General features: G+C 64.7%; 23 protein-coding genes. 5 read left to right on the plus strand and 18 right to left on the minus strand.

Features of this window, described 5'->3' with window-relative positions:
- The first annotated feature begins 278 nt into the window (after positions 1 to 278).
- On the plus strand, positions 279 to 1304 hold the full coding sequence (locus BST42_RS18665) for a PAS domain-containing protein (RefSeq protein WP_083120806.1): 1026 nt from the start codon (positions 279 to 281) through the stop codon (positions 1302 to 1304).
- On the opposite strand, the gene BST42_RS18670 is transcribed toward BST42_RS18665, so the two are convergent.
- From BST42_RS18670 to BST42_RS18680, 3 genes are read right to left on the minus strand one after another with little or no spacing between them, the layout of a single operon-like run.
- Positions 1301 to 1675 carry an Rv3654c family TadE-like protein gene (locus BST42_RS18670; RefSeq protein ID WP_308207502.1) on the minus strand — a complete coding sequence of 125 codons (375 nt, stop codon included), beginning with the start codon at positions 1673 to 1675 and terminating at the stop codon, positions 1301 to 1303. The genes BST42_RS18665 and BST42_RS18670 overlap by 4 nt on opposite strands.
- On the minus strand, positions 1638 to 1928 hold the full coding sequence (locus BST42_RS18675; protein WP_083120945.1) for a TadE family type IV pilus minor pilin: 291 nt from the start codon (positions 1926 to 1928) through the stop codon (positions 1638 to 1640). The genes BST42_RS18670 and BST42_RS18675 overlap by 38 nt, the downstream gene beginning before the upstream one ends.
- A gap of 35 nt (positions 1929 to 1963) precedes the next feature.
- On the minus strand, positions 1964 to 2092 hold the full coding sequence (locus BST42_RS18680) for a DUF4244 domain-containing protein (protein WP_083120807.1): 129 nt from the start codon (positions 2090 to 2092) through the stop codon (positions 1964 to 1966).
- Between the two features lie 37 nt (positions 2093 to 2129).
- Here BST42_RS18680 and BST42_RS18685 point away from each other — a divergent pair, with 37 nt between their 5' ends.
- Positions 2130 to 3758: a recombinase family protein gene (locus tag BST42_RS18685; protein WP_083120808.1), complete on the plus strand. Its 1629-nt coding sequence runs from the start codon at positions 2130 to 2132 to the stop codon at positions 3756 to 3758.
- Between the two features lie 89 nt (positions 3759 to 3847).
- Positions 3848 to 4081 carry a hypothetical protein gene (locus BST42_RS18690; RefSeq protein ID WP_133057479.1) on the plus strand — a complete coding sequence of 78 codons (234 nt, stop codon included), beginning with the start codon at positions 3848 to 3850 and terminating at the stop codon, positions 4079 to 4081.
- A gap of 14 nt (positions 4082 to 4095) precedes the next feature.
- Here the strand turns inward: BST42_RS18690 and BST42_RS18695 are convergent, their stop codons facing one another.
- From BST42_RS18695 to ssd, 13 genes are all read right to left on the minus strand, one after another.
- On the minus strand, positions 4096 to 4917 hold the full coding sequence (locus tag BST42_RS18695; protein WP_083120810.1) for a hypothetical protein: 822 nt from the start codon (positions 4915 to 4917) through the stop codon (positions 4096 to 4098).
- 135 nt (positions 4918 to 5052) lie between these two features.
- Positions 5053 to 5568: a phage terminase small subunit gene (locus BST42_RS18700; RefSeq protein ID WP_083120811.1), complete on the minus strand. Its 516-nt coding sequence runs from the start codon at positions 5566 to 5568 to the stop codon at positions 5053 to 5055.
- Positions 5549 to 6070 carry a hypothetical protein gene (locus tag BST42_RS18705; protein ID WP_083120812.1) on the minus strand — a complete coding sequence of 174 codons (522 nt, stop codon included), beginning with the start codon at positions 6068 to 6070 and terminating at the stop codon, positions 5549 to 5551. The genes BST42_RS18700 and BST42_RS18705 overlap by 20 nt, the downstream gene beginning before the upstream one ends.
- Before the next feature lie 183 nt (positions 6071 to 6253).
- On the minus strand, positions 6254 to 6442 hold the full coding sequence (locus BST42_RS18710; RefSeq protein ID WP_083120813.1) for a hypothetical protein: 189 nt from the start codon (positions 6440 to 6442) through the stop codon (positions 6254 to 6256).
- Positions 6443 to 6701: 259 nt separating this feature from the next.
- Positions 6702 to 7553, minus strand: coding sequence for a phage major capsid protein (locus tag BST42_RS18715; RefSeq protein ID WP_083120814.1), 852 nt, complete (start codon positions 7551 to 7553; stop codon positions 6702 to 6704).
- Between the two features lie 350 nt (positions 7554 to 7903).
- Positions 7904 to 8179 carry a hypothetical protein gene (locus BST42_RS18720; protein WP_083120815.1) on the minus strand — a complete coding sequence of 92 codons (276 nt, stop codon included), beginning with the start codon at positions 8177 to 8179 and terminating at the stop codon, positions 7904 to 7906.
- Between the two features lie 249 nt (positions 8180 to 8428).
- Complete coding sequence (locus BST42_RS18725) at positions 8429 to 9754, minus strand: AAA family ATPase (protein ID WP_083120816.1); 1326 nt, start codon at positions 9752 to 9754, stop codon at positions 8429 to 8431.
- A gap of 457 nt (positions 9755 to 10211) precedes the next feature.
- Positions 10212 to 10490: a CRISPR-associated endonuclease Cas2 gene (locus BST42_RS18730; protein WP_133057480.1), complete on the minus strand. Its 279-nt coding sequence runs from the start codon at positions 10488 to 10490 to the stop codon at positions 10212 to 10214.
- A 357-nt stretch (positions 10491 to 10847) separates the two neighbouring features.
- Positions 10848 to 11792, minus strand: a complete 945-nt coding sequence (locus BST42_RS18735; protein ID WP_083120818.1) for a toll/interleukin-1 receptor domain-containing protein — start codon at positions 11790 to 11792, stop codon at positions 10848 to 10850.
- 186 nt (positions 11793 to 11978) lie between these two features.
- Positions 11979 to 12548 carry a type II secretion system F family protein gene (locus tag BST42_RS18740; RefSeq protein ID WP_207569530.1) on the minus strand — a complete coding sequence of 190 codons (570 nt, stop codon included), beginning with the start codon at positions 12546 to 12548 and terminating at the stop codon, positions 11979 to 11981.
- On the minus strand, positions 12545 to 13324 hold the full coding sequence (locus BST42_RS18745) for a type II secretion system F family protein (RefSeq protein WP_083120819.1): 780 nt from the start codon (positions 13322 to 13324) through the stop codon (positions 12545 to 12547). Before BST42_RS18745 ends, BST42_RS18740 begins: the two co-directional genes overlap by 4 nt.
- On the minus strand, positions 13321 to 14484 hold the full coding sequence (locus BST42_RS18750) for a TadA family conjugal transfer-associated ATPase (RefSeq protein ID WP_083120820.1): 1164 nt from the start codon (positions 14482 to 14484) through the stop codon (positions 13321 to 13323). Before BST42_RS18750 ends, BST42_RS18745 begins: the two co-directional genes overlap by 4 nt.
- Positions 14481 to 15548, minus strand: coding sequence for a septum site-determining protein Ssd (gene ssd / locus BST42_RS18755; RefSeq protein WP_237159502.1), 1068 nt, complete (start codon positions 15546 to 15548; stop codon positions 14481 to 14483). The genes BST42_RS18750 and ssd overlap by 4 nt, the downstream gene beginning before the upstream one ends.
- A 449-nt stretch (positions 15549 to 15997) precedes the next feature.
- Between ssd and BST42_RS18765 the strand changes: the two genes are divergently transcribed.
- Positions 15998 to 16822: an HAD-IB family hydrolase gene (locus BST42_RS18765; RefSeq protein ID WP_083120947.1), complete on the plus strand. Its 825-nt coding sequence runs from the start codon at positions 15998 to 16000 to the stop codon at positions 16820 to 16822.
- 373 nt (positions 16823 to 17195) lie between these two features.
- Here BST42_RS18765 and BST42_RS18775 read toward each other — a convergent pair whose 3' ends face one another.
- A complete protein-coding gene (locus BST42_RS18775; RefSeq protein ID WP_083120823.1) occupies positions 17196 to 17942 on the minus strand; it encodes a Fic family protein in 747 nt (248 codons plus the stop codon).
- 113 nt (positions 17943 to 18055) lie between these two features.
- Between BST42_RS18775 and acs the strand changes: the two genes are divergently transcribed.
- Positions 18056 to 20014 (plus strand): acetate--CoA ligase, encoded by a 1959-nt coding sequence (gene acs / locus BST42_RS18780; RefSeq protein ID WP_083120824.1) that lies wholly within the window; start codon positions 18056 to 18058, stop codon positions 20012 to 20014.
- Position 20015: 1 nt separating this feature from the next.
- Here acs and BST42_RS18785 read toward each other — a convergent pair whose 3' ends face one another.
- Positions 20016 to 20681, minus strand: coding sequence for a S1 family peptidase (locus tag BST42_RS18785; protein WP_110918679.1), 666 nt, complete (start codon positions 20679 to 20681; stop codon positions 20016 to 20018).
- Positions 20682 to 20692 lie beyond the last annotated feature (11 nt).

Here is a 20692-nt window from a genome sequence, read left to right on the forward strand (position 1 = left end):
ACACCCACGATGCAAGCACGCGCCACCGTGAACGCGCCGCACCCCACACTGCTGGAGGCGTTGCGACAGCCTGACATCTTTGCCGCGCCGGAACGGTCGGACAACGCGATCCGTTCCCAACCCGACAGGTCGGGTAGGCGAAAAAATACCGAACCGCGATTGCGCCCGCAAGAAAATCGACATCACGGCGGTTTGCCGGACCAACTCATTGTTTCCACCAGCGGATTCCGGCCGTGCTTCCCAAGCTCCTCCCAAGGTGCTCTCGTTAAACTGCCCCCATGACGCCCGACTGGCTGCTGGTGGAAACACTCGGCACCGAACCGGTGGTGGTCGCGCAGGGCCGTCAGATGAAGAATTTGGTGCCCCTGGCCATTTACTTGCGACGCAACCCGCACCTGGCCGCCATCCAGACCGCCATCGCCGAGACCGTGGCGACCGGCAACAGCCTGGCCAGCATCACCCCCAAGAGTGACCGCGTGATCCGCACCGAACCGGTCCAGATGTCCGACGGTCGGATGCACGGTGTGCACGTCTGGATCGGCCCGGCCGGCGCGGACCCGCCGGAGCGGCCGATACCGGGGCCGTTGAAGTGGGACATGACGCTCGGGATCGCCACCGACACCGTTGAATCATTGGTGAACGCCGGACTGGATCCCACCAAGGAGCCCACGCACGGGCGGGCCTTCGCCGAGGATCTGCCGTCGCGCAGCTTCAACCGCGACGAGGCCAAGGTGCTGGCGCTGGCAATCGATGCCGCGCCCGGCCGAACATACTGCACCACTTGGACATTCACTGATAGTCACGGCGAGACCATTCGAGCGGGCTTCGTCGCGCGGACCGCCTCGGAGATGGTCGACGACGCCACCGAGCACCTCGTCGCCCGGGCGATGAACCTGCGCTGCGACCTCGACGAGGGTGCGCTGCCGCCCGACCACCTGGCGCAACGCATTCTCGACGGACTCTCGCAGCCGGGCGTGCACCGGGCGCTCGTCGACCTCAACACGTGGAAGCTGCTGAAGTGGCTCGACGAACCATGCCCGCACTACGACTGGCGCCAGAGCGTCCAGTTCCACCCCGACGACCGCGACTTGCTGATCCCGATGGCGGACGACTTTGCGACCGGCACCACCAGCCAGGTGTTGCGGTTGCCCGGGGTGGACGGCGGTTGGGTGCCTATGCACGTCACCGTCAACCGCGTCGAGGTGGACAACAACATCTTCGCCGGGCTGATCACTCTGCGGCTGCCCACCGCGGCGGAACTGTCGGCGGCGCGGCTGACCGCCAAGGGCACCTCGACCGCCTAGCGCGCGTCCAGTGGACCCGCCCGGGCCGCGGCATGCGCGCGTCCCCCGAGAAGCCGGCCCGTCGCGATGTCGACGTGAATCACGATGTCGAGCTCGTCGACGTCGCATCCGCTCAGCGTCGCGCCCATGGCGCGGCTGACCGCCGCCGCCTGCCGGCACGCGGTCTCGGCTCCCTGGGGCAGCCACATGGCCGCGGCCAGCGCCGCCATGTCCGCGCCTGCCTGCGCCCGATGCCGTGCCACCACCGCGCTCCCGACCTGGACACCGGCCACGGTGATGGCCGCCAAGCTCGCGATCAGCACCGACGCCAACACGGTCGCGACACCGCGCTCGTCACGCGCCAGGCTCGGTGGCCGCGACCCCGTCGGCAGTGATGACCACGCCCGGCAGCAGCCGGGATCTGGCGGTGACCGTCGCGACGACGAAACCGCCGTCACGCCGGACCCGCACCGTCGCGCCCGCAGGCCCGACCCACCGGGCCGCGGTGTCCGCGCCCGCCTCGTCACCGCGAGCCGCCAGCCGGGCCGCCTCGCGGGCGGCGTCGATGCAGCGCACCTGCATCGCGACCGCGGTGATCCCGCTGGCGCAGACGACCAGGACGACCACCAGCGCGGCAATGGCCAGTGCGGCCTCGACGGTGGCGAAACCGCGGTCACCGGTTAGACCTTCGTGTTCAGCGCACGGTTGATGATGTTGGTCAGCGCGCCGACGATCGAGTCGCCGGTGACCACGCTGTAAAGGATCGCGCCGAACGCCGCAGCGGCGATCGTGCCGATCGCATACACCACTGTTGTCTATTGCACCCCTCACGCGTAGCATTTCTGCATGTCACCGCCGCGCGCTCTCATCGTCGTACGTCTCAGCCGCGTCACTGACGCGACCACCAGCCCCGAGCGCCAGGTCGCCAAGTGCCGCGAACTCATCGAGCAGCGCGGATATGTAGAGGTCGGAATCGCTGAAGACTTGGATGTGTCCGCCGGCAAGACGACGCCGTTCGACCGCCCGCAACTCGGCAAGTGGCTGACCACACGACGCGGTGAGTTCGATGTGATCGTCTTTTTCCGTGTGGACCGCATCGTGCGCCGTCTGTTCGATCTGGCCGACCTGATCCGATGGAGCCGAGAACACGGCGTGACGCTGGTGTCCGCGACCGAAGCCCACTTCGACTTGTCGTCTGACTTCGGCGACATCATCGCCTTGCTCATCGCCAAAGTGGCCGAGCTCGAACTGGCCGCGATCTCGGAGCGCAACGCGTCGGCATTTCGACACAACTTCGCCAAGGGCAAGTACCGGGGCGGTATTCCTCCATGGGGCTACATCCCTGAGCACGACGACAACGGCGACTGGCGACTCGTCCAAGACCCCGAGCAAGTCGAGGTCATCCTCGAAGTGGTCGAGCGCGTCCTGGCTGGTGAACCGCTACGGGCCCTGGCCCACGAACTGACCAAGCGCGAAGTGCTGACACCCAAAGATCGCTTCGCACAAGTACGTGGCCGCGAGGTCGTCGGTTACGAGTGGCACCCCGGTCCCCTGAAACGCGCCTTGACGTCCCACACGCTGCTTGGGCGCGTTGTGACGCGAGAGCAACCGTTGGACGCTCAGGGACGACCTCAGCGTGACGCAAAGGGCCGCAAAGTATTCGGTGACGACGTACTGGTGACCGCAGACGACGGGTCGCCCATCGTGCGCGCTGAGCCCATCGTTTCTCGCGACGTATTCGACCGCCTCGGTGTGGAACTCGCCGGACGCGAGAATCGCAAGGAGCCGACCAAACGGACATCGGGCTTGCTGCTCCGCATCATCTACTGCGGCGAATGCGGGCGACCCGCATACCGACTCAAGGGTGGCGTTGGTCGAAAGCCTCGCTATCGCTGTTCGTCAGCGCAGAAAGTCAATGGCTCATGCGGCAACAAGACGATCCCACTTGAATACGCCGACGCCGAAGTCGAGCGCCAGATCCTCAAAAACATGGGACCGCTCGAACGACGGCGCCGAGTCTGGTTCGCGGGCAATGACCACACCGACGAGCTGGCCGAGGTCAATAGCGCACTTGAAGACCTGACCGATCAGCTGGGCGTGGGCGTCTTCAAGCGCGGGACCCCGCAACGCGCCAAGCTGGATCAACGTATTGCTGCCCTGAGTGCTCGCCAAGCCGAACTATCCTCTGTCCCTTCGCAACCCGCTGGGTGGCGCTATGAGCCCACGGGTGAACTGTTCTCCGATTGGTGGAACGACCAGGACGACGAGGCCAAGAACATCTGGCTGCGTCAGTCTGGCTTTCGCTACGAGTGGTCCTCGCACAGTGACGAGCGGGGCCGCGTCGTCGTTGACCGATTCGAGCAAGTCGGCGACCTCGAGATGGACCTCGACGGCGACCAGGTGTTCGGGCCGCTCGTCGACATCATGGCCGCGCTGTCCGATCCATCGAACTTCGAGGATGCACCGGCTGAGTGAAAGTCCAACCGCCGGTAGGGGTTAGGTTCGTGCTCGATGTCTCTTACGTTGGTGTCATGACGACGAACACCCCAACGAAAGGAACCGTCATGACCACACCCACCACGCTGGACACCAAGGCCATCGCCACAGCGCTCGACATCGAACCGAAGGCGCTTCGCGCGTTCCTCCGCTCAGGCAAGGCCGAAGGCATGTTCAGTCGCGACGGCAAGGCCTACGTCTTCGCGAGGGTCGACGTGCCCAAGATCAAGAAGGCCTACGCCGCATGGGTCGACGCCCGCGCTGCGTCGAAAGCTGAACCTGAAGAAGCCAAATCCGCCTGACCACAACCAACCCGTCAGCCCCGCGCCCCATCTTCGGGTGTGGGGCTTTCCGGTGGAGTCTCAGATTTCCCTGCCGGCAGTTCCTTCGTCTTGGGTGCCTCAATCTGCTTGGGTGGCGTCACGATTTCGACCACCGCGTCTTTCATGTCGGCGATACCTTCGGTGATGCCTTTCAAGTCGTCGGTGACGGTGTGGAACATTGCGATGACGACTAGCGCAGGCGCAAGCGCCTTGCCGATCCGCTTCGCGAAAGACGGCTTCACACCCATTGCGGCTATGCCGCTGCCAACCAGTTTCTTGCTCGTTTCTGCGATTGGCCCGCTGCCGAACAGATGAACGTTGTCCAGGAGCCACTCCAAATGGTCCACCTGCGCATGTAGCTCGGTCGACAACTTCTCGTCAAACTCCGCCTCGTCGAGGATCTCGCGCCATTCAGTGATCGCATCCCGGAGCCGCGATAACGCAGGGTCACCCAGCTTTGGTGCAGCTATTGCACGGTACTGCAGCGTCGTGGCGATTCCCGTGAGCTGATCGACAATCAGAGGATTCGCAACAGAAGAGCCTGCATTAGTCCACGCGTCAGGGGGGACAATCGCAGTGTAGTAATGCCCCATGTAGGACAAGTACTGGCTGCGGTCCTCATCATCCCCAGGCAGCGCGAAGAGCAGGTCGTAGACCTGTCGCCATAAAGCAACAACTTCACTGTGGCGAAGAGAAAAGTCCAACGTGCCAACGTTCGCGCCAAGGACTGCAACCCACGCCTTGTCGATGTGGGCATCGTCCCTCATGACGCCTCGCAAGATGTTGCGCAGCGCGATCGCGGGATTGTCCGTCATAACGTGATCCTCCGTCCGCTCGAAAGAGTATCGAAGGACACGGACACGCCGCTCTCAAGCGACACGTTCGGGATCTGAGCACCGACGTATGTCGAATCACGCCCGCCAACGTGTGGGCAGCGCGTACGGATGCGCTCAGGCGTCCGAGGATGCCTCGTCGCTGCTCGGCGCTGCTTGGGTGTGATCGAACGACAGCGCGGTGAGACGTCGCGGGTTCCCCGTCGCGACCACACGGCCATTCAGTTCGTCGGCTCGTCGCTTGGCTTCCTCGGCCTCGTCTGCGGTCACGAACATGATGCGCAGTCGGGCGCGATCCGCAGGAGTGACGCCGAACTTCGAGAGTCGTTGTCGAAGCTCGCCCGCAATCTTGATGACGTTGCCGAGCCCGAGCCAGAATTGCGCGTGCAGCACTGCGGTGTCCAACAGGTACGACCAGTCGTGGTCAGTAAATCCCTTGGTGAGCGGCGATCCGTTCCACTGCTCCCACCATTCCAGCGTTCGAGCGGGGTACTTGATCTTGCGGCCCTCGTAGCGGAAATAGTCAGGCAGGTCTGGCTGCTCGACGTTGGGAATCTCGACCAGCTGGAAAGGAACGCGCTCGGAATTGGTGCGCGCCCGAGTGGCGGGGTCTTTAGGTAGTGGTCCACGCATTGAGGTGTACCTCCATATCTGGGTTGTCGAATGTGATGGGTCGGTCAGGTACGGCGCTGGTGCGTTCGTGTGGGCCGTTGCCGAAGTGCTGTGGCGGCCCTGAGGTCTCGGGTGTGGTGCTGACCGTGAACATCGCGCCCTTGGTCTTGCATGCCCGTTGTAGGTCAACGATCTCGGACGGCATGAGCGTGTATCCGCGCTTGGGGCGGTTATCGAGCTGGACAGCTTGCGCGTACGGGCCTGCGGTCTGGGTCTTGCCGGTGGCTGCGCCTGACTGGGCTTCGTGCCACCGCAGAATGATGGCCCGCAGAATGGCCTTGATCGCTGCGGCCTTTTCGGGTTTGTTGGCTGGGGGGAACTCGTCTTCGGCGATCACTGGGACGACGCCCACAGCGCGTGCCCACACATCCTCGATGTAGTCGTCCACGGTGTCGGATGAAACGTCGTCAGGCAATCGCCGAACAATTTCGGCCTTACCTTCGCCTGCGAATGGGTTCTGCATTTTCGCGTACCTCCTTGCGAATATTGTTGCACGCAACCAAATTTTGAGGCAATGGCGGCAATTGCCCGATCCTTTTCAACTCTGGGGAAACTCGTACAAATGGCGAGCGTCAAAGCCTCTCCGGTACCCCGGCCGGTGGGGTGGGGGTGTGGCCCCCTGGGTCAGTTGACGTGCGGGGACTGGTCAGTCGAACTTGGATCCGTACACATCGACCATGTCGCACAGGTCAGTGATGCGCAGCCACTCCCGAACCATCTCGTCATGCGTTGGGAACCAAGCGATCACGCGATCCTTATGGCCCTTGTACGCCGCCTTGATGACGTAGCCATCGCGAGCGATGCAGCCGAGGTATGCGGTCGGGTTCGTCGTCATACGTCGATCCTAAGACGTCAACGTGCCCGTCCTAATAGCAATCACGCTGCGGTGCAACGTAACCCACGCGTGCGCGCGTACTGGTGGATACCGCCCTTGCCTGACATGTTGGGTGGAAAGACCTGAGTGCACACCTGGCCCGACATTTTGCCTGAATGCACCCAGGCCTTCCCTATCGAACGGGCACGCCACATCCGAAGACTGCACCCCGTTCGTTGCCTGTTCCTCAGGGCCAGACTCCCAAAGAACAGGACAGCTGTTACGGCGTATCGTCCGGCAGGGTGAGAACCTGCACGGCCTGCGGATCGAGGATGCCCACACCGAACCGGAACGTGGCGCGCAGTGCGACGTTGTCCGAGTCGAAGTAGAACTCGTCCGACCGAGCGACCAGCACATCGCCGTACGCCGACAGGATCTGGTTCTTGTCGAGGACCGCGATCTTGTTCTCGGGCATCGCCGACGTGATCAGAGCCGGAATGCCCAGAACCGTCAACGGCCCGGCTTCAGTTCCTGCGCCGAGGATGTTCTCGTTACTCCCAGTGCCCTTGCGGAGCTTGCGCACATAGGCGTACGAGTTCGGCGACGCGAGCACATGGGTGGCGACACCACCGGGCAGGCTCGTCACCATCGTCTGGGCGTCGATCAGCGCATCGAGGTTATCCCCGATTGGGCCGGCATCTTGCGCGTGGGCCAACAGACCCGCAGGCGGATACGTCGCCGGTCCAACCGGAGCCGGAGTCTGCAACATCGCGTAGTCAGCCTTGGCGATCATCGCCCGCTTCTGGCCCTGCAGAATCGTGGTCAACGCCTCGGGCTGCGCGATCTGTTCACGCGACACCTTGATGAGATGCGCGATCTTGCCCGTATGCAGAACGAGTTCCGCGAGGTTCGGATCAGCTTCCTCGATGTTCTGGCCTTCGGGAACGAAACCGATCTCGTCCTGGTCGATACGAATGGCCGGAACACGAACAGCCGGGCTGTCACCCTCGACGAATCCCGCCTTGGACGTGATCTGGAGGATCAGCGCCTCGGGGATCACCTGCTCGGGCTTGACTCCGAGTACGTCGAGGCCCCAGGCCTTCGGCGAACCCGTAGTAGTGATGGTTGTCATGATTCAGTGAATTCCTTTGGATGAGAGCGCGCTTCAGCACACTCAGTGAGTTTCGAGTTTTGGACGCCCACACCGGGATCATTCAGGCGGCGGGGCTAAAGAGGCGCGATGGACAAGTCGCGCAATCAGCGATATTCAGTTCCCGTAGCTCGTCAGCATCTATGTTTTGCGTCGTATCCGACGGCTGCAGAACCGCGCAGCGGCGTGCCGCTGACATTAATCGATCAAAATTCGAGACTCAACCCTCCGGCGATCCGGCGCTCAGCGCATCGTGGGCGTCTTATGTATTGCGCTGCAACAGTTGTCACGTCACACAACCGCGAGGAGCGCAGCGTTGCGCTGAGGTCCTTCTAGTCATCCTCGTCGCGCGACTTCGGCATCACGTACTCACCTGAGTGCCCCAGCTCGTCCCAGTCGTCAAGCTCGTCTTCGGTCAACAGACCGATCACGGGTTCGCTCTTGCCGGTCCATCCGACCCTGAGCGATTCGTCGTCATCGGCCACACCGGGCACGTCGGTCAATCGGGCATGCCCTTCGGACAACATCAACTGCGCATCGCGGACCTTTTGCGAGTTGCAGTCCTCGGTACCTGAGCACGGCCAATTATCGGGATGGGTGCAAATCATCTGTCTCTCAACCTTTCTGAACCGGCCACGTCGCGCATGACGTGAACATATTTTTTGAACGACTATGAACAACTACTCTGACCTGCGAGAACGCATTGAATGACTGGTTGCACGACTGGTGAACGACTGGTGGATGACTGGCCCCCAGTGGTGCAATGGTCGTGCAATAGTCGTTCAACCAGTCGTGCAACGCGTTTCCGCAGGTCAAGCCAGACGTTGATAGTGGTGCAATAAACGCATATCGACCCCTCATGGCAACGACCATTCGGATATGGCCGGGTAGCCGACGCGGTCGAACTTCACTTTCAGTTCCTTGGCCGCCAAGCGGATCTTGTACGCCTTGAACCCTTCCTCGACGGCCCGCTCGACAACGTTCTGGCGCGGACCCTCGGCGAGATGGTTGATCAGCCACATCTGCTCAGGGCTCACGGTGGACGAGTCAGCCAGCTCGGCTGCGTTATGGTCCGATGCCCCGAGATACTTGACCCGAGCCACTGTGCCGTCGTCATCGTCGGTTGTGGGGCGTACCTGGACGACCTCGATGGTGAACATGGACGACGACACGATGGCTGTGCCGTTGGCTTTCTCAGGACCCACCTGGAGCCGTCCTTGGTCATCCCGTTGGGCATACAGCGCCATGCGCGCCTTCTTACGCAACTCACCTGTGATCCCGTACTTTTCGCGGGCTGTGCCCTTCGCGCGGTTGGTGTGGGTCATCAGCACCACGGCTGCACCTGTCTGCACGGCCACGTCTTTCCATGGGTGCAGCGCCTTTCGTGCATCCTGCGGCGTCTGCACATTGAGCGACCCCGGCACCGTGTCGAGCCACGCGTCGACGATCACCAGCGCCGGCACTGGATCCGCGTAGAGCAGCTCCATGTCGTCGGACGGAAACACTGGGGCGCCCGACCCATCCTTGGCCGTGGCGATCACAGTCACGTAGTCGAGGTCTGCACCGACCAATTCGAGTCGGGGACGAACCTCGGTCGACCAGTCGTCCTCCGTTAGGATCAGGCGAACATGTTCGGGGTTGCGGGCCGGGATACCGAACTCGGGCAGTGGCTTCCCCGACGTGATCGCACCGACGATCCACACCCAGAGCAGCGACTTGCCGATGCCCTCATCCCCGACGAGCACAGTCACACCGCTTCGCGGAATGCGTTGCTTGGCAAGCCATACCTTCGGCTTAGATGGTTCGAGGTCAGTTGCTTTCCATACCCGTGGTCGAACGCTATCCGAGTCGTCGTCGGCCACGGGCTGTTCTTTTGGGTGATTCATCCTCACCGCCTTGGTTTCTCGCCAGATGCGATCCAGAACGCCATCGACATCAGCACCAAGGTGTGTGTGGTACGGCTTCGACAGTGCGACGAACTGCGACCGGTAGCCGTCTTGATTCTTGAGTTTCGTCGCGAGACCTCGAAGATGTTCCAGCACAATCGGAGTGATCCTGGTCAAGTCAACGAGCGGTGGTTCGATCTGAGCCGCTTCGCGAGGTAGCGCGTTGACGAAAACCCGTTGGCCCCAGTCTCCGCAATGGCTGAAGTCGATAACGCGGGGTTCAACTCTCCTCGTCATACGGAATCTCCAATTGCTGCGCTCTGCGCCGCGCTTTCAGGCGCGCCTTCGATGCCCGCTGACGGGCAACTTCCTTTGCCTTGAAGTCCGGGTCTAGCAGTCGGCGACGGCGTCTGTCGTTGTACGCCTTGCGATATTCGGCATATCCCGGTTCCCCTTTCTTGGGAGGCGGCATGACATGTCCCTTTCAATTCTTCTGCGACTTCTGTCACGTCAATGTAAACCAGGAGAACTCCCGTTTATTTACAACGTATTTGACGTGGAGGAACGCGAAATATGCAGAGAGCCAACGCTTCACAGGTCGCCGGCGAGAACCACATGAGATCCGCGGAGGCCTGATTGCAGGGTACCGCTGCGGGCATAGAGTATGAACAACGCTTTTGGGTGACGGCGACCGACAGCCCACAGACGAAAAAAGACGACACCCCCCGAAGGGAATGCCGCCTTTTCGGTCCGACTAGCTGACGTGGGTTTTCTGAATCCACTTCTGGACTTCGGGACTGATGTTGTACCACGCCGCCACGCCGGTGTACGGCGTCACGATGATGTGGTCGTTGGCGTCCATGTGCTTGAGCGCCGCGTTCACCAGTTCCAGCTGGGTCAGGTCGGATTCCACGATCCAGACGCTCTCCAGCACCTTGGCCCAGTCCCTGTGACTACGCAGGAACTTGTGAAGTTCCTCATAGTCCCGGCCGGGCTTCGAGAGGTCATAGCTGACCACGTAGTAGGTGCTCATGGCACCTCCGATCAGCAACACTGCCCATTACCCACCACGACCCGCAATCGTCCGAAATTTGGACGAACTGCCGGCGGTTGAGTTACAGTCGGCTATAGCACCTAGGAAATGCTAACCGACGGAAACCCCACCGGGGGGCAACCCCCAATGGTTGGGGTTTTCGTTGTTGCCGTGTCGAAGTCTACATCTAGTAGCCGACAGCGCGAAGAGATACAACATGTTCTGAATAACATTTGTGAAATTCCCTGGTCGCAACCTTCAATTGGACATCACTCCCCGCGTGTCGCAGGTCACGACACGCCGGAGTAGATCGAACTAGGGTGCTTCGACGTGTCGCGTCGAGCGGTGAGCCTGCCGTCAGAACGGGGAATCGTCCGGCCAAGACGGGGTCGGGGGCTCAAACCGCTCGATGAGCGTCTTAACCAGGTCGGGAACGAGGATTCCATCAACGTTGGCGTTGTACACCTGGTCATTGGTTTGCACCGCATACTCGAGGCGTCTCAGCTGCTCCGATTCGATATTGGGCTGGCTTGCGATGTGCGCCCATATCAGCCGCGTCGAGTCATACGAACGAGAGTTGACGAGGGCTTCAACTAGGGACTTCACAGATACTTCGCGGAGGCTTGGTTCACGAACGACGGCTGAAAATATCTGGTGCGCAACCCAATACTCGGGGTTAGTTGCACTGTCCGGGATGCACACATCTTGATGTTCCTCCAGGAACCCATCCCGAGCCGCCATGCGATCGAATCCGGCGGGGCGAATGGGGAGAATCGGAATGCGCTTCGCCAATGCCCACCCAACTTCTTGGTCACACCACTGGCTGGCGTGGAAGTCAGTCAGGTTGATGAGTGCAGCGAAGAAGTGGCATGTGTTAAGTGCGATCTTGATCTGGTCGCGCCACGATCGCGAGGGGTGTATGTCGTCGTGGGCCACGAAGGCGTCGATGCCGTAGCGGGCTTCCAGGATCCTCTTTGCGCCACCGACTAGGTGGCGGTCGGCATGGACGTGCGAGATGAACACGCGCGTCGGATTGGACCCCCAGGGATTACCTGACGACGCAATTGCCGGAGGATGACCCGCAGCTTCGCCTTCCAGAAATTCCACGAGGTCGGTCAGCACCTGATCCGAAGCCGATCCAAGGACATTGGTCGCAAATGCGGCCATATCGCCCTCGTACCAATCTGGGTTTCCAATTTGTAGTCCGTGCTGTTCGAGCGTCAGCACCACGTCAGACTCCGACTGCGCGCCGAGGATCTGAGCGGCACGTTTGATCAGTCGAATGCGCTCTCCAGGCTTCACCGCTCGATGGTCTCATCTGACGCCGACAACTCGAAAACCCCCAGCCCCCGAACAGGGCAGGGGTGCAATGTCGAACTACTGCGTACTCGACTGTCGACATCCCGGCATCGTCGACCGCCGCTATCATCAGCCGCGCTTTCAAAGCTCGAAATATGCTGTTGCTCAATTGTTTTCCTCCCTTGCAACTCACAGAATTCCCGATGCGAACACATCCCCGGCCAAGCCGGCCACCACCGGGACGATGCCCAGGCAGACGAATGCAGGCAGGAAGCACAGCCCCAGTGGCCCGGCGATCAGCACCGAGGCTCGCTCGGCGGCCGCAGCCGCGGTGTGGCCGGCGTCTTGCCGCGACTGCTCGGCGAGTTCGGCCACACCCTGTGCCAGTGCGCTTCCCGACGCCGCCGATCGGCGCGCCAGCCTGGCCAGCGCATCGCTGTCCTCGCCGGGCTGCGGGCACCAGGCGGTGTCGGCGTCCGCGCCTAGCGCCAACAGGTCCGCCGCGCGTCGCAACACCACACCGAGCCGGTCCGGCGCCGAGGGTGCCGTCGCCGCTGCCGCGGCAGACACCGACATGCCGCCCGCCAGGCATACCGCGAACACATCAAGCGCCGATGCGGTCGCCAGCGGGTCGGTGCGCATTCCGGTGCGATGGACGGAAGCAGAAGTATCGACGGCCGGCCCTATCCGGCGACACAACACCAGCGGACCCGGTGCGAGTAGCACAGCGGCGGCCAACAACACTGCGGCCGTGGTCATGTCAGCAACCGATCGGTGATGCGATCCGCCCACGCCAACCCCGCACAGACCAACGCCGCACCCACGACCAACAGCCAGCCGCCCGCACCGCCGCCGAGGAGAAACCCGACCGGATGCGCGCCGATCAGCTCTCCGAGCAGGATCCCGAGCAGCGGCAGTCCGGCCAAGATCACTGCGGTTGCACGCGCCCCGGCCAAGCCGGCGTCGACCCGCGCGGTGAATCGCTGCCGCTCGACGATGTCGCGGTGCGCGGTTCGGATCAGCGCGGCCATCGCCAGTCCGTGGTCGGCCGCGAGTTGCCAGCACACCGCGAGCCGTTCCCATTGCACGGGAACCGATGTCGACTCCGCGAGCGCCCGTAGTCCGGTTCCGACGTCGGCTCCCAGTCCGGCGCGGGCCGCGACCGACCGCAACGCGGCGCCGACAGCGCCGCCGGATTCGCCGGCGGCGACGGCGAAGGCACGCACCGGATGCGCACCCACGCGCAGCTCGCCGGCCAGCGTCTCCAGCGCCGCCGCCAACGTGTGGCCGGCCTCGGTGCGGTCCTGCCGCCGTAGTCGACGGCGCCGCCGGTGGACCACTGTGACGCCGAGCATCACCGATGCCAGCAGCATCACGGGTGGCAGCGCCACCGCGATGACCACAAGAGACGCAACCAGCGCGGGCACCCGCACACCGACCCGACGCGGAGCCAGGCCCAGCCGCCACCGCGGCGGTGGAGGTGCGGCCAGCACGGCCAGCGCCAACAGCACAGCGGCACAGGGAATTCCGGTCACGACCGCCGCCCATCGATCAGTGTCTGCAGTGGTCGCCGCCCGTCCTGCCAACCCCGGTCGGCATGCCACGCCGTCATCGCATGCACGCCACCGCCGTCGGCGCGGCACAACACCGCGATCTCGGAGAGTCTGCGCGTGCCGTCGCGTCGACGACCCACATGCACCACCGCCTGGACCGCAGCGGCCAGTTGGCTGTGCAACGCCGCGCGGTCCAGACCGCCCAGGGCCGCGAGTGCCTCCAACCGGGCCGGCACCTCGGCCGGGCTGTTGGCGTGCACGGTCCCGGCACCACCGTCGTGGCCGGTGTTCAGAGCGGTGAGCAGGTCGACGACCTCGCCGCCGCGCACCTCCCCGACGACGATCCGGTCGGGCCGCATCCGCAAGGCCTGCCGAACCAGCTGTCGCATCGTGACCTCGCCGGCGCCCTCCACGTTGGCGGCCCGCGCCACCAGCCGCACCAGGTGGGGGTGACGAGGCGCGAGTTCCGGTGCATCTTCGACGCACACGATCCGCTCGCCGCCGTCTACCGCGCCGAGCGCGGCGGCCAACAACGTTGTCTTTCCTGCCCCGGTACCACCGGAGACTAGAAACGCCAGACGGGCGTCGATGATGCCGGCGAGCACTTCGGCGGCGTCCGGCGCGATCGCCCCCGCGGCGATCAGGGCGGCGAGATCCTGGGTGGCGGGACGCAACACCCGCAGCGACAAGCAGGTGCCTGCGACGGCGACCGGCGGCAGCACGGCGTGCAGACGCACCGAGAACTCCCCGGTGCCGACCCCGGTCAGCTGCCCGTCGACCCATGGCTGTGCGTCGTCCAGTCGTCGTCCTGCGGCCACGGCCAGCCGCTGCGCCAACCGGCGCACCGCGGCTTCGTCGGCGAATCGGACCGAGGCGGGCCGCAGGCCGGTGCCATCGTCGACCCACACCTCGTCGGGGGCGGTGACCAGAACGTCGGTCGTTCCCGGTGCGCGCAGCAACGGCTCCAGCGGGCCTGCGCCGGTGAGCTCGGTCTGCAGGACCCGCAGGTTTGTCAGGACCTCGGTATCCCCGAGCACTCCCCCGGATTCGGCGCGGATGGCGGCCGCAACAGCCGCCGGCCGCAAAGTCGACGACTCGGCCGCCAGCCGCTCGCGGACCCGGTCGACCAATGACGCGTTCATGCGGCGCGCACCTGGCCGCCGGCCGTCAGGATCTCGAGCACCGCGCGCGCAGCCGCGCCGAGCGGGGAACGCCGCCGCATTCGCAGGCCACCGCGCTCCAGCCGTTCGGCCAGCATCGGCTCGGGACGCATGGCCGCCAGCAATGGCAGATCCGCGACCGCGGCGGCCTCCTCGGCGCGCAGCCCGCTCGGTGCCGGACCGCGCACCACCAGCCCGACGTTCGGGTTGACCCTGCGCAGCACCGGCGCCAGGGCCGCGGCCGCCGCGACGCCCCGGATGTCGCAACTGGTGATCATCACCACGAGGTCGGCACCCTCGAGTGCGCAGGTGACCGCTCCGGTCATTCGCCGCGGTAGATCGCAGATCACCAGAATTCCGCCGCGGCGCCCGGCATCGACGACAGCCTCGACCGCCCCGGGTTCCATCTCCTGGCCATGCCGATCGCCGGACAACACGCTGACCCCGTGGTGCCGCGGGAGTGCATCACGCACCGCCGACCAGGCCAATCGACCGCCCTGCAGGCTCAGATCGGGCCACCGCAGCCCCGGCACGGCCTCACTTCCGATCACGAGGTCGATGCCGCCACCCCACGGGTCGAGGTCGACCAGCAGCGACGACGACGCCACCTGGGCCAGGGCCGTCGCGAACGTCGAGGCGCCCGCTCCGCCCCGGCCGCCGGTCACGGCGATCACCCGCCCGGTGCGCGGGCCGTCGCGAACGGCCTCGGCGGCGTCGGCGAGATGCCGGACGAGTTCGGCGTCTTGGGTGGGAAGTGTGCAAACCTGCTGAGCGCCAATGGCCATCGCCGCTGCCCAGACCGGTCCATGTGGGTCGGTCGGGCAGACCAGAATCACCCCGTCGCGCCGGGGGAGACCGTCTCGCTCGCAGCGTCTGGCCGCGTCCTCATCGATGATGACGGCGGAGGCGGCCGACCACGCCTTGCGAGTGAGCGGCGCGGAAACCACCATCGGACGCAGGCCCACCGCGGCGGCGACCCGCTCGGCTTGTTCACGTAACTCGGTGTCGCCGACGAGGACGAGGACGACACCAGGACTGCTGCTCACCACGCAAGAGTCGGCCGCACGGCCAGACGGCGCCAGTCGTCACGGACGGATCTGTGGATGAACGCCGATCTGGGGAGTGACTACCGACACCAGGGCAGCACAAAGGTGATCCCGGCAACGTTTCTCAAGTTTGCCGGGATCGCCGGAAATTCTTTGTCAGAAAAAGGGACGACCCCCGCCAGGGGGGGAGGAGGCGGAGGTCGTCGTGTATCAGCCCCGGGGGGTCGGGCTGATGCACACCCGGCATAAGCCGAGTAATACTCACTATACACACGACAATATGGAGTCGCGCAAGTGTTGCTACCACTTCGAAACCATGTATTCGCTGTGAAAATGCAGGGTGCGACACGTGGCTTGGCCTGCCACTTTGCCCTCGCCTCTGAACCGGGGCGTTCGCCACGCCTATCCTGAGGGGCGTGACCGACCCTGCCTCGGCCGCCGACCAGCTAATCCACGTTCGGCCAGAGCCCGCGACCGGGCTCAACTCTCGGACGGCGGCGTTCTTCGACCTCGACAAAACCGTCATTGCCAAGTCAAGCACGCTGGCTTTCAGCAAACCCTTCTTCGACCAGGGTCTGCTCAACCGGCGCGCCGTCCTGAAGTCGAGTTATGCGCAGTTCCTGTTCCTGATGTCCGGCGCGGATCACGACCAGATGGACCGGATGCGCTCTTACGTCACCGCGATGTGCGCAGGCTGGGATGTCGAACAGGTGAGGGCAATCGTCACCGAGACGCTCCATGACATCGTCGACCCGCTGGTCTTTGCGGAAGCTGCCGAACTGATCGCGGACCACCGGCTGTGCGGGCGCGACGTCGTGATCGTCTCGGCCTCGGGTGAGGAGATCGTCGCGCCGATCGCGCGTGCGCTGGGGGCCACCCACGCGATGGGTACCCGGATGGTCATCGAGGACGGCAAGTACACCGGCGAGGTTGCTTTCTACTGTTACGGCGAGGGAAAAGCCGCGGCGGTCCGCGAGTTGGCCGCGCTGGAGGGTTACGCCCTCGAGCACTGCTACGCCTACTCCGATTCGATCGCCGACTTGCCGATGCTGAGATCGGTCGGCCACCCGACCGTCGTCAACCCCGACCGCGCCTTGCGCAAGGAAGCCACCGCGCAGGACTGGCCGGTGCTGACGTTCCTGCGCCCGGTGCCGTTGCGCGACAGGATTCCGGCGCCGTCGGGCGCGGCGGTGGCGACGACGGCCGCGTTGGGAATCAGTGCGCTGGCCGCCGGCGCATTGACCTATTCGGTGTTGCGTCGGTTGTCGTTCTAACCGCATCCAATTCGTTGCCGATTAGCCCCTTGCTGTGACCGTGGTCACGGAGTACAAAGGAAGGCACGGACGCCTGGCAAGGCCAAGATAGCGCCGGAAGAGAAGGCACTATCTCCCAAGCCAAGCGGCCCAGCACGGTTCCCGGCACCCACGCGGAGCACGCCGCGATAATGGCAGAAGTGTTGCGGGCCTGCGTAATTGCGAAGAGCGGACGGATAGAACGGCCCCTTGGGTGGGGTTGTAAACGAAACGCATCGCAAGACCGCCGAGGCCAACCCACGCAGCCCACCTGGCACGCTTGGTAACCGAGAAACCGTGCTAGCGGGCGGCGAGCCGAAGAGATTCGGATCGTCGCCCGCTTCGCTGTCTGCGTCTACTTGCTGGCCGCGTCCGCGATCGATAACGCTTCTCGCGCACCGTCTTCCAGCGCTTGGCACGACATCAGCAGCCAAGACCCGACCGCTGACGGGTCGCCGGTCGCGAAGGCTCGCGCGCGGTCCCGATACTCGTCCACCCGGCGCATCCAGTACACCTCCGGCACCCCCAGCCCGTGCGGGTCCAGACCGGTCGCCATTGTGACGAGCCGCGACACCGCGCGTGCCACGACACCGTCCCCCGGGCCGAACGGCGCCAGCGCGAGCAGCTCGCCGTGGGCGACGGCCGCCAGCACCGGCGCGGGTGCCGAGCTGCCGCCGGTCGTCAGCCTGGTGACCAGATCCAACCGCGCGGCCACTTCGGGGTTCTGGCGCGGACGGCCCAGAAGGTCGCCGTCGATCAGGTCGGCCGCGGCCAGTGCGTGCAGCCGCGCCAGCGCTTGCAGGGGGGCACGCTGCCAGACCCCGACCAGATTGGTGGTTCCCCCCTCCAATGCCTGGCCGACGCGCAGTGCGCCGGCCAACACGGGATCGTTGGGCTCGGCACCGGAGGCATCCAGTTGCACGGCGCCACCATCCAGGGCCGATGACGAGCGCGCGCCCCGGACGGCGGACTCCGCCGCGGTCACCGGCCAGTTCCGCAGATTGGTGCGATGCCGGTGCGCCTTGGCCAACGCTTCCCGGGCGGCCTCGGCGGCGGCGGCCACCCCGGGAAGAGTTATCAGCGGTGCCAGGACATCACTCACGTTCGGTCACGCTATCCGATCCCCAGCTGCCGTTCGGCGCGCGGCAGTAACCGCCCGCCGACGATTGTGACGTGCCAACTCCGATGCAACCTTCGGTGACTACGCTCACAGACATGACCGAGGCGCACACCGAAGTTCAGTCAAGTTTCCCGGCGTCGGACGAGTTCGCCGCCACCGCCAACGCTACCGCCGCCCTCTACGACGAGGCCGAGGCGGACCGGTTGGCGTTTTGGGCAGACCAGGCCAACCGGCTGTCGTGGGAGACACCCTTCACCGAGGTGCTGGACTGGTCGGAGGCGCCGTTCGCGAAATGGTTCGTCGGCGGCAAGCTCAACGTTGCCTACAACTGTGTCGACCGGCACGTCGAGGCCGGCAACGGGGACCGCGTGGCCATCCACTGGGAAGGTGAACCGGTCGGCGACTCGCGGGTACTGACCTATGCCCAGCTCAAGGACGAGGTGTGCAAGGCCGCCAACGCGTTGACCGATCTCGGGCTGGCTGCCGGCGACCGGGTGGCCATCTACATGCCGATGGTCCCGGAGGCCATCGTGGCGATGCTGGCCTGTGCGCGCCTGGGGGTGATGCACAGTGTGGTCTTCGCCGGCTTCTCGGCGGCCGCGCTGCGGGCCCGCGTGGAGGACGCCGAGGCCCAGGTGGTCATCACCACCGACGGCCAATACCGGCGCGGAAATGCAGTGTCGCTCAAGGAGGCTGTCGACGAGGCGGTGCAAGGCCAGGATTGCGTTCAGCACGTCCTGGTAGTGCGCCGCACCGGCATCGACATCGGCTGGACCGACGACCGCGACCAGTGGTGGCACGAGGTCGTGGACTCGGCGTCGACCGAGCACACGCCCGAAGCATTCGACTCCGAGCATCCGCTGTTCCTGCTGTACACCTCCGGCACCACGGGTAAGCCGAAGGGGATCATGCACACCTCGGGCGGCTATCTGACACAGGCGTCGTACACCCACTACAACGTGTTCGACATCAAGCCCGAGACCGACGTGTATTGGTGCACAGCCGATATCGGCTGGGTCACCGGCCACACGTACATCGTCTACGGGCCGCTGTCCAACGGCGCGACGCAGGTCGTGTACGAGGGCACCCCGGCCTCCCCGGACGAGCACCGCCACTTCCAGGTCATCGAAAAGTACGGTGTGACAATCTATTACACGGCTCCTACCTTGATCCGCACGTTCATGAAGTGGGGCCGTGAGCTCGCATTCGAACACGACCTGTCCAGTCTGCGGCTGCTCGGATCGGTCGGCGAACCGATCAACCCGGAGGCCTGGCGTTGGTACCGGCTGGTTTTCGGCGCCGACAAGACGCCGATCGTCGACACCTGGTGGCAGACCGAGACCGGCGCGATCATGATCTCACCGCTGCCCGGCGTGACGGACTGCAAGCCGGGGTCGGCGATGCGGGCGCTGCCCGGCATCTCGGCCAAGATCGTCGACGACGACGGAAATGAGTTGGCCCCCAGCGTCGATGGCGGCGAACATGTCACCGGCTATCTCGTGCTGGACAAGCCGTGGCCGTCGATGTTGCGTGGCATCTGGGGCGACCCGGAGCGGTTCAAGGAAACGTACTGGTCCCGCTTCGGTGAGCAGGGCTGGTACTTCGCCGGTGACGGCGCCCGGTACGGCAGCGACGGCGAGGTGTGGGTGCTCGGCCGCATCGACGACGTGATGAACGTGTCAGGGCACCGGATTTCGACCGCTGAGGTGGAGTCAGCGCTCGTCGGGCACTCCGGAGTGGCCGAGGCCGCCGTCGTCGGCGCCACCGACGACCACACCGGACAGGCGATCTGCGCGTTCGTCATCCTCAAGGCGCATCACGCCGAGATGCCCAGGGATCAGATGGTCGACGAGTTGCGCGCCGAGGTGGCCAAGGAGATCTCCCCGATCGCCAAGCCGCGCGAAATCCATGTTGTCCCAGAGCTTCCCAAGACCCGCAGCGGCAAGATCATGCGGCGACTGCTGCGCGATGTCGCCGAAGGCCGCGAACTGGGCGACACATCGACGCTGGTCGATCCGACGGTGTTCGAAGCGATCCGGGCCAGCAAGAGCTGAATCAGCCGACGTCTGCCGTCGGGACGAACCCGGTGCCGGGCCGGTTCTTGCCAGCGACGTCACCCAGGATCGCGTTGATCGACATCGTGACCGCGGGTGTGTGCAGCGGGATGAACTTGACGACGCAGGTGGGCAGGTCCTCACTGAACGCGCCGTGGATCATGCCGACCAGCTTGTTGTTCACCGTGACCGGTGCGCCCGAGTCGCCGGGCTGTCCGCACACCTGGTTGACGATGGTGCCCGGGTCCTGGCCGGGACCCCAGGTAACACCGCACGAGTAGCCGGTGGTGCGGCCGAGCTTGCAGGCGACCTCGCCGAACGTCGGGTCGGGCCCGAGGCCGTCGATGACGAAGCCCTTGTAGTTCGAGATCGGCTGCACCTTGGCAGGGTCGAACCGGATCACCGCGTAGTCGAGGCCGTCGTTGCCTGCGACCATGGTGCCGATCACGCCGTCGTCGGGCCGGTCCTCGGAGGCGACCTGGGCGCCGGGGCCGCCGCAGTGCGCGGAGGTGAAGCCGATGAGCGCACCGGTGTTGTCGTTGCCGATGGACGTCAGCGTGCAATAGGTGTCGCCGTTGACGACGATGCCCGCTCCACCGCCCATCGGCACCTTGCCGTCGGCCGCCGCAACCGGTGCGACGCCGGCGATCATGGCGACAAGGGCCATCGACGCGGCAC

It is taken from the genome of Mycolicibacterium rhodesiae, assembly GCF_002086695.1.
Lineage (GTDB): Bacteria > Actinomycetota > Actinomycetes > Mycobacteriales > Mycobacteriaceae > Mycobacterium > Mycobacterium rhodesiae.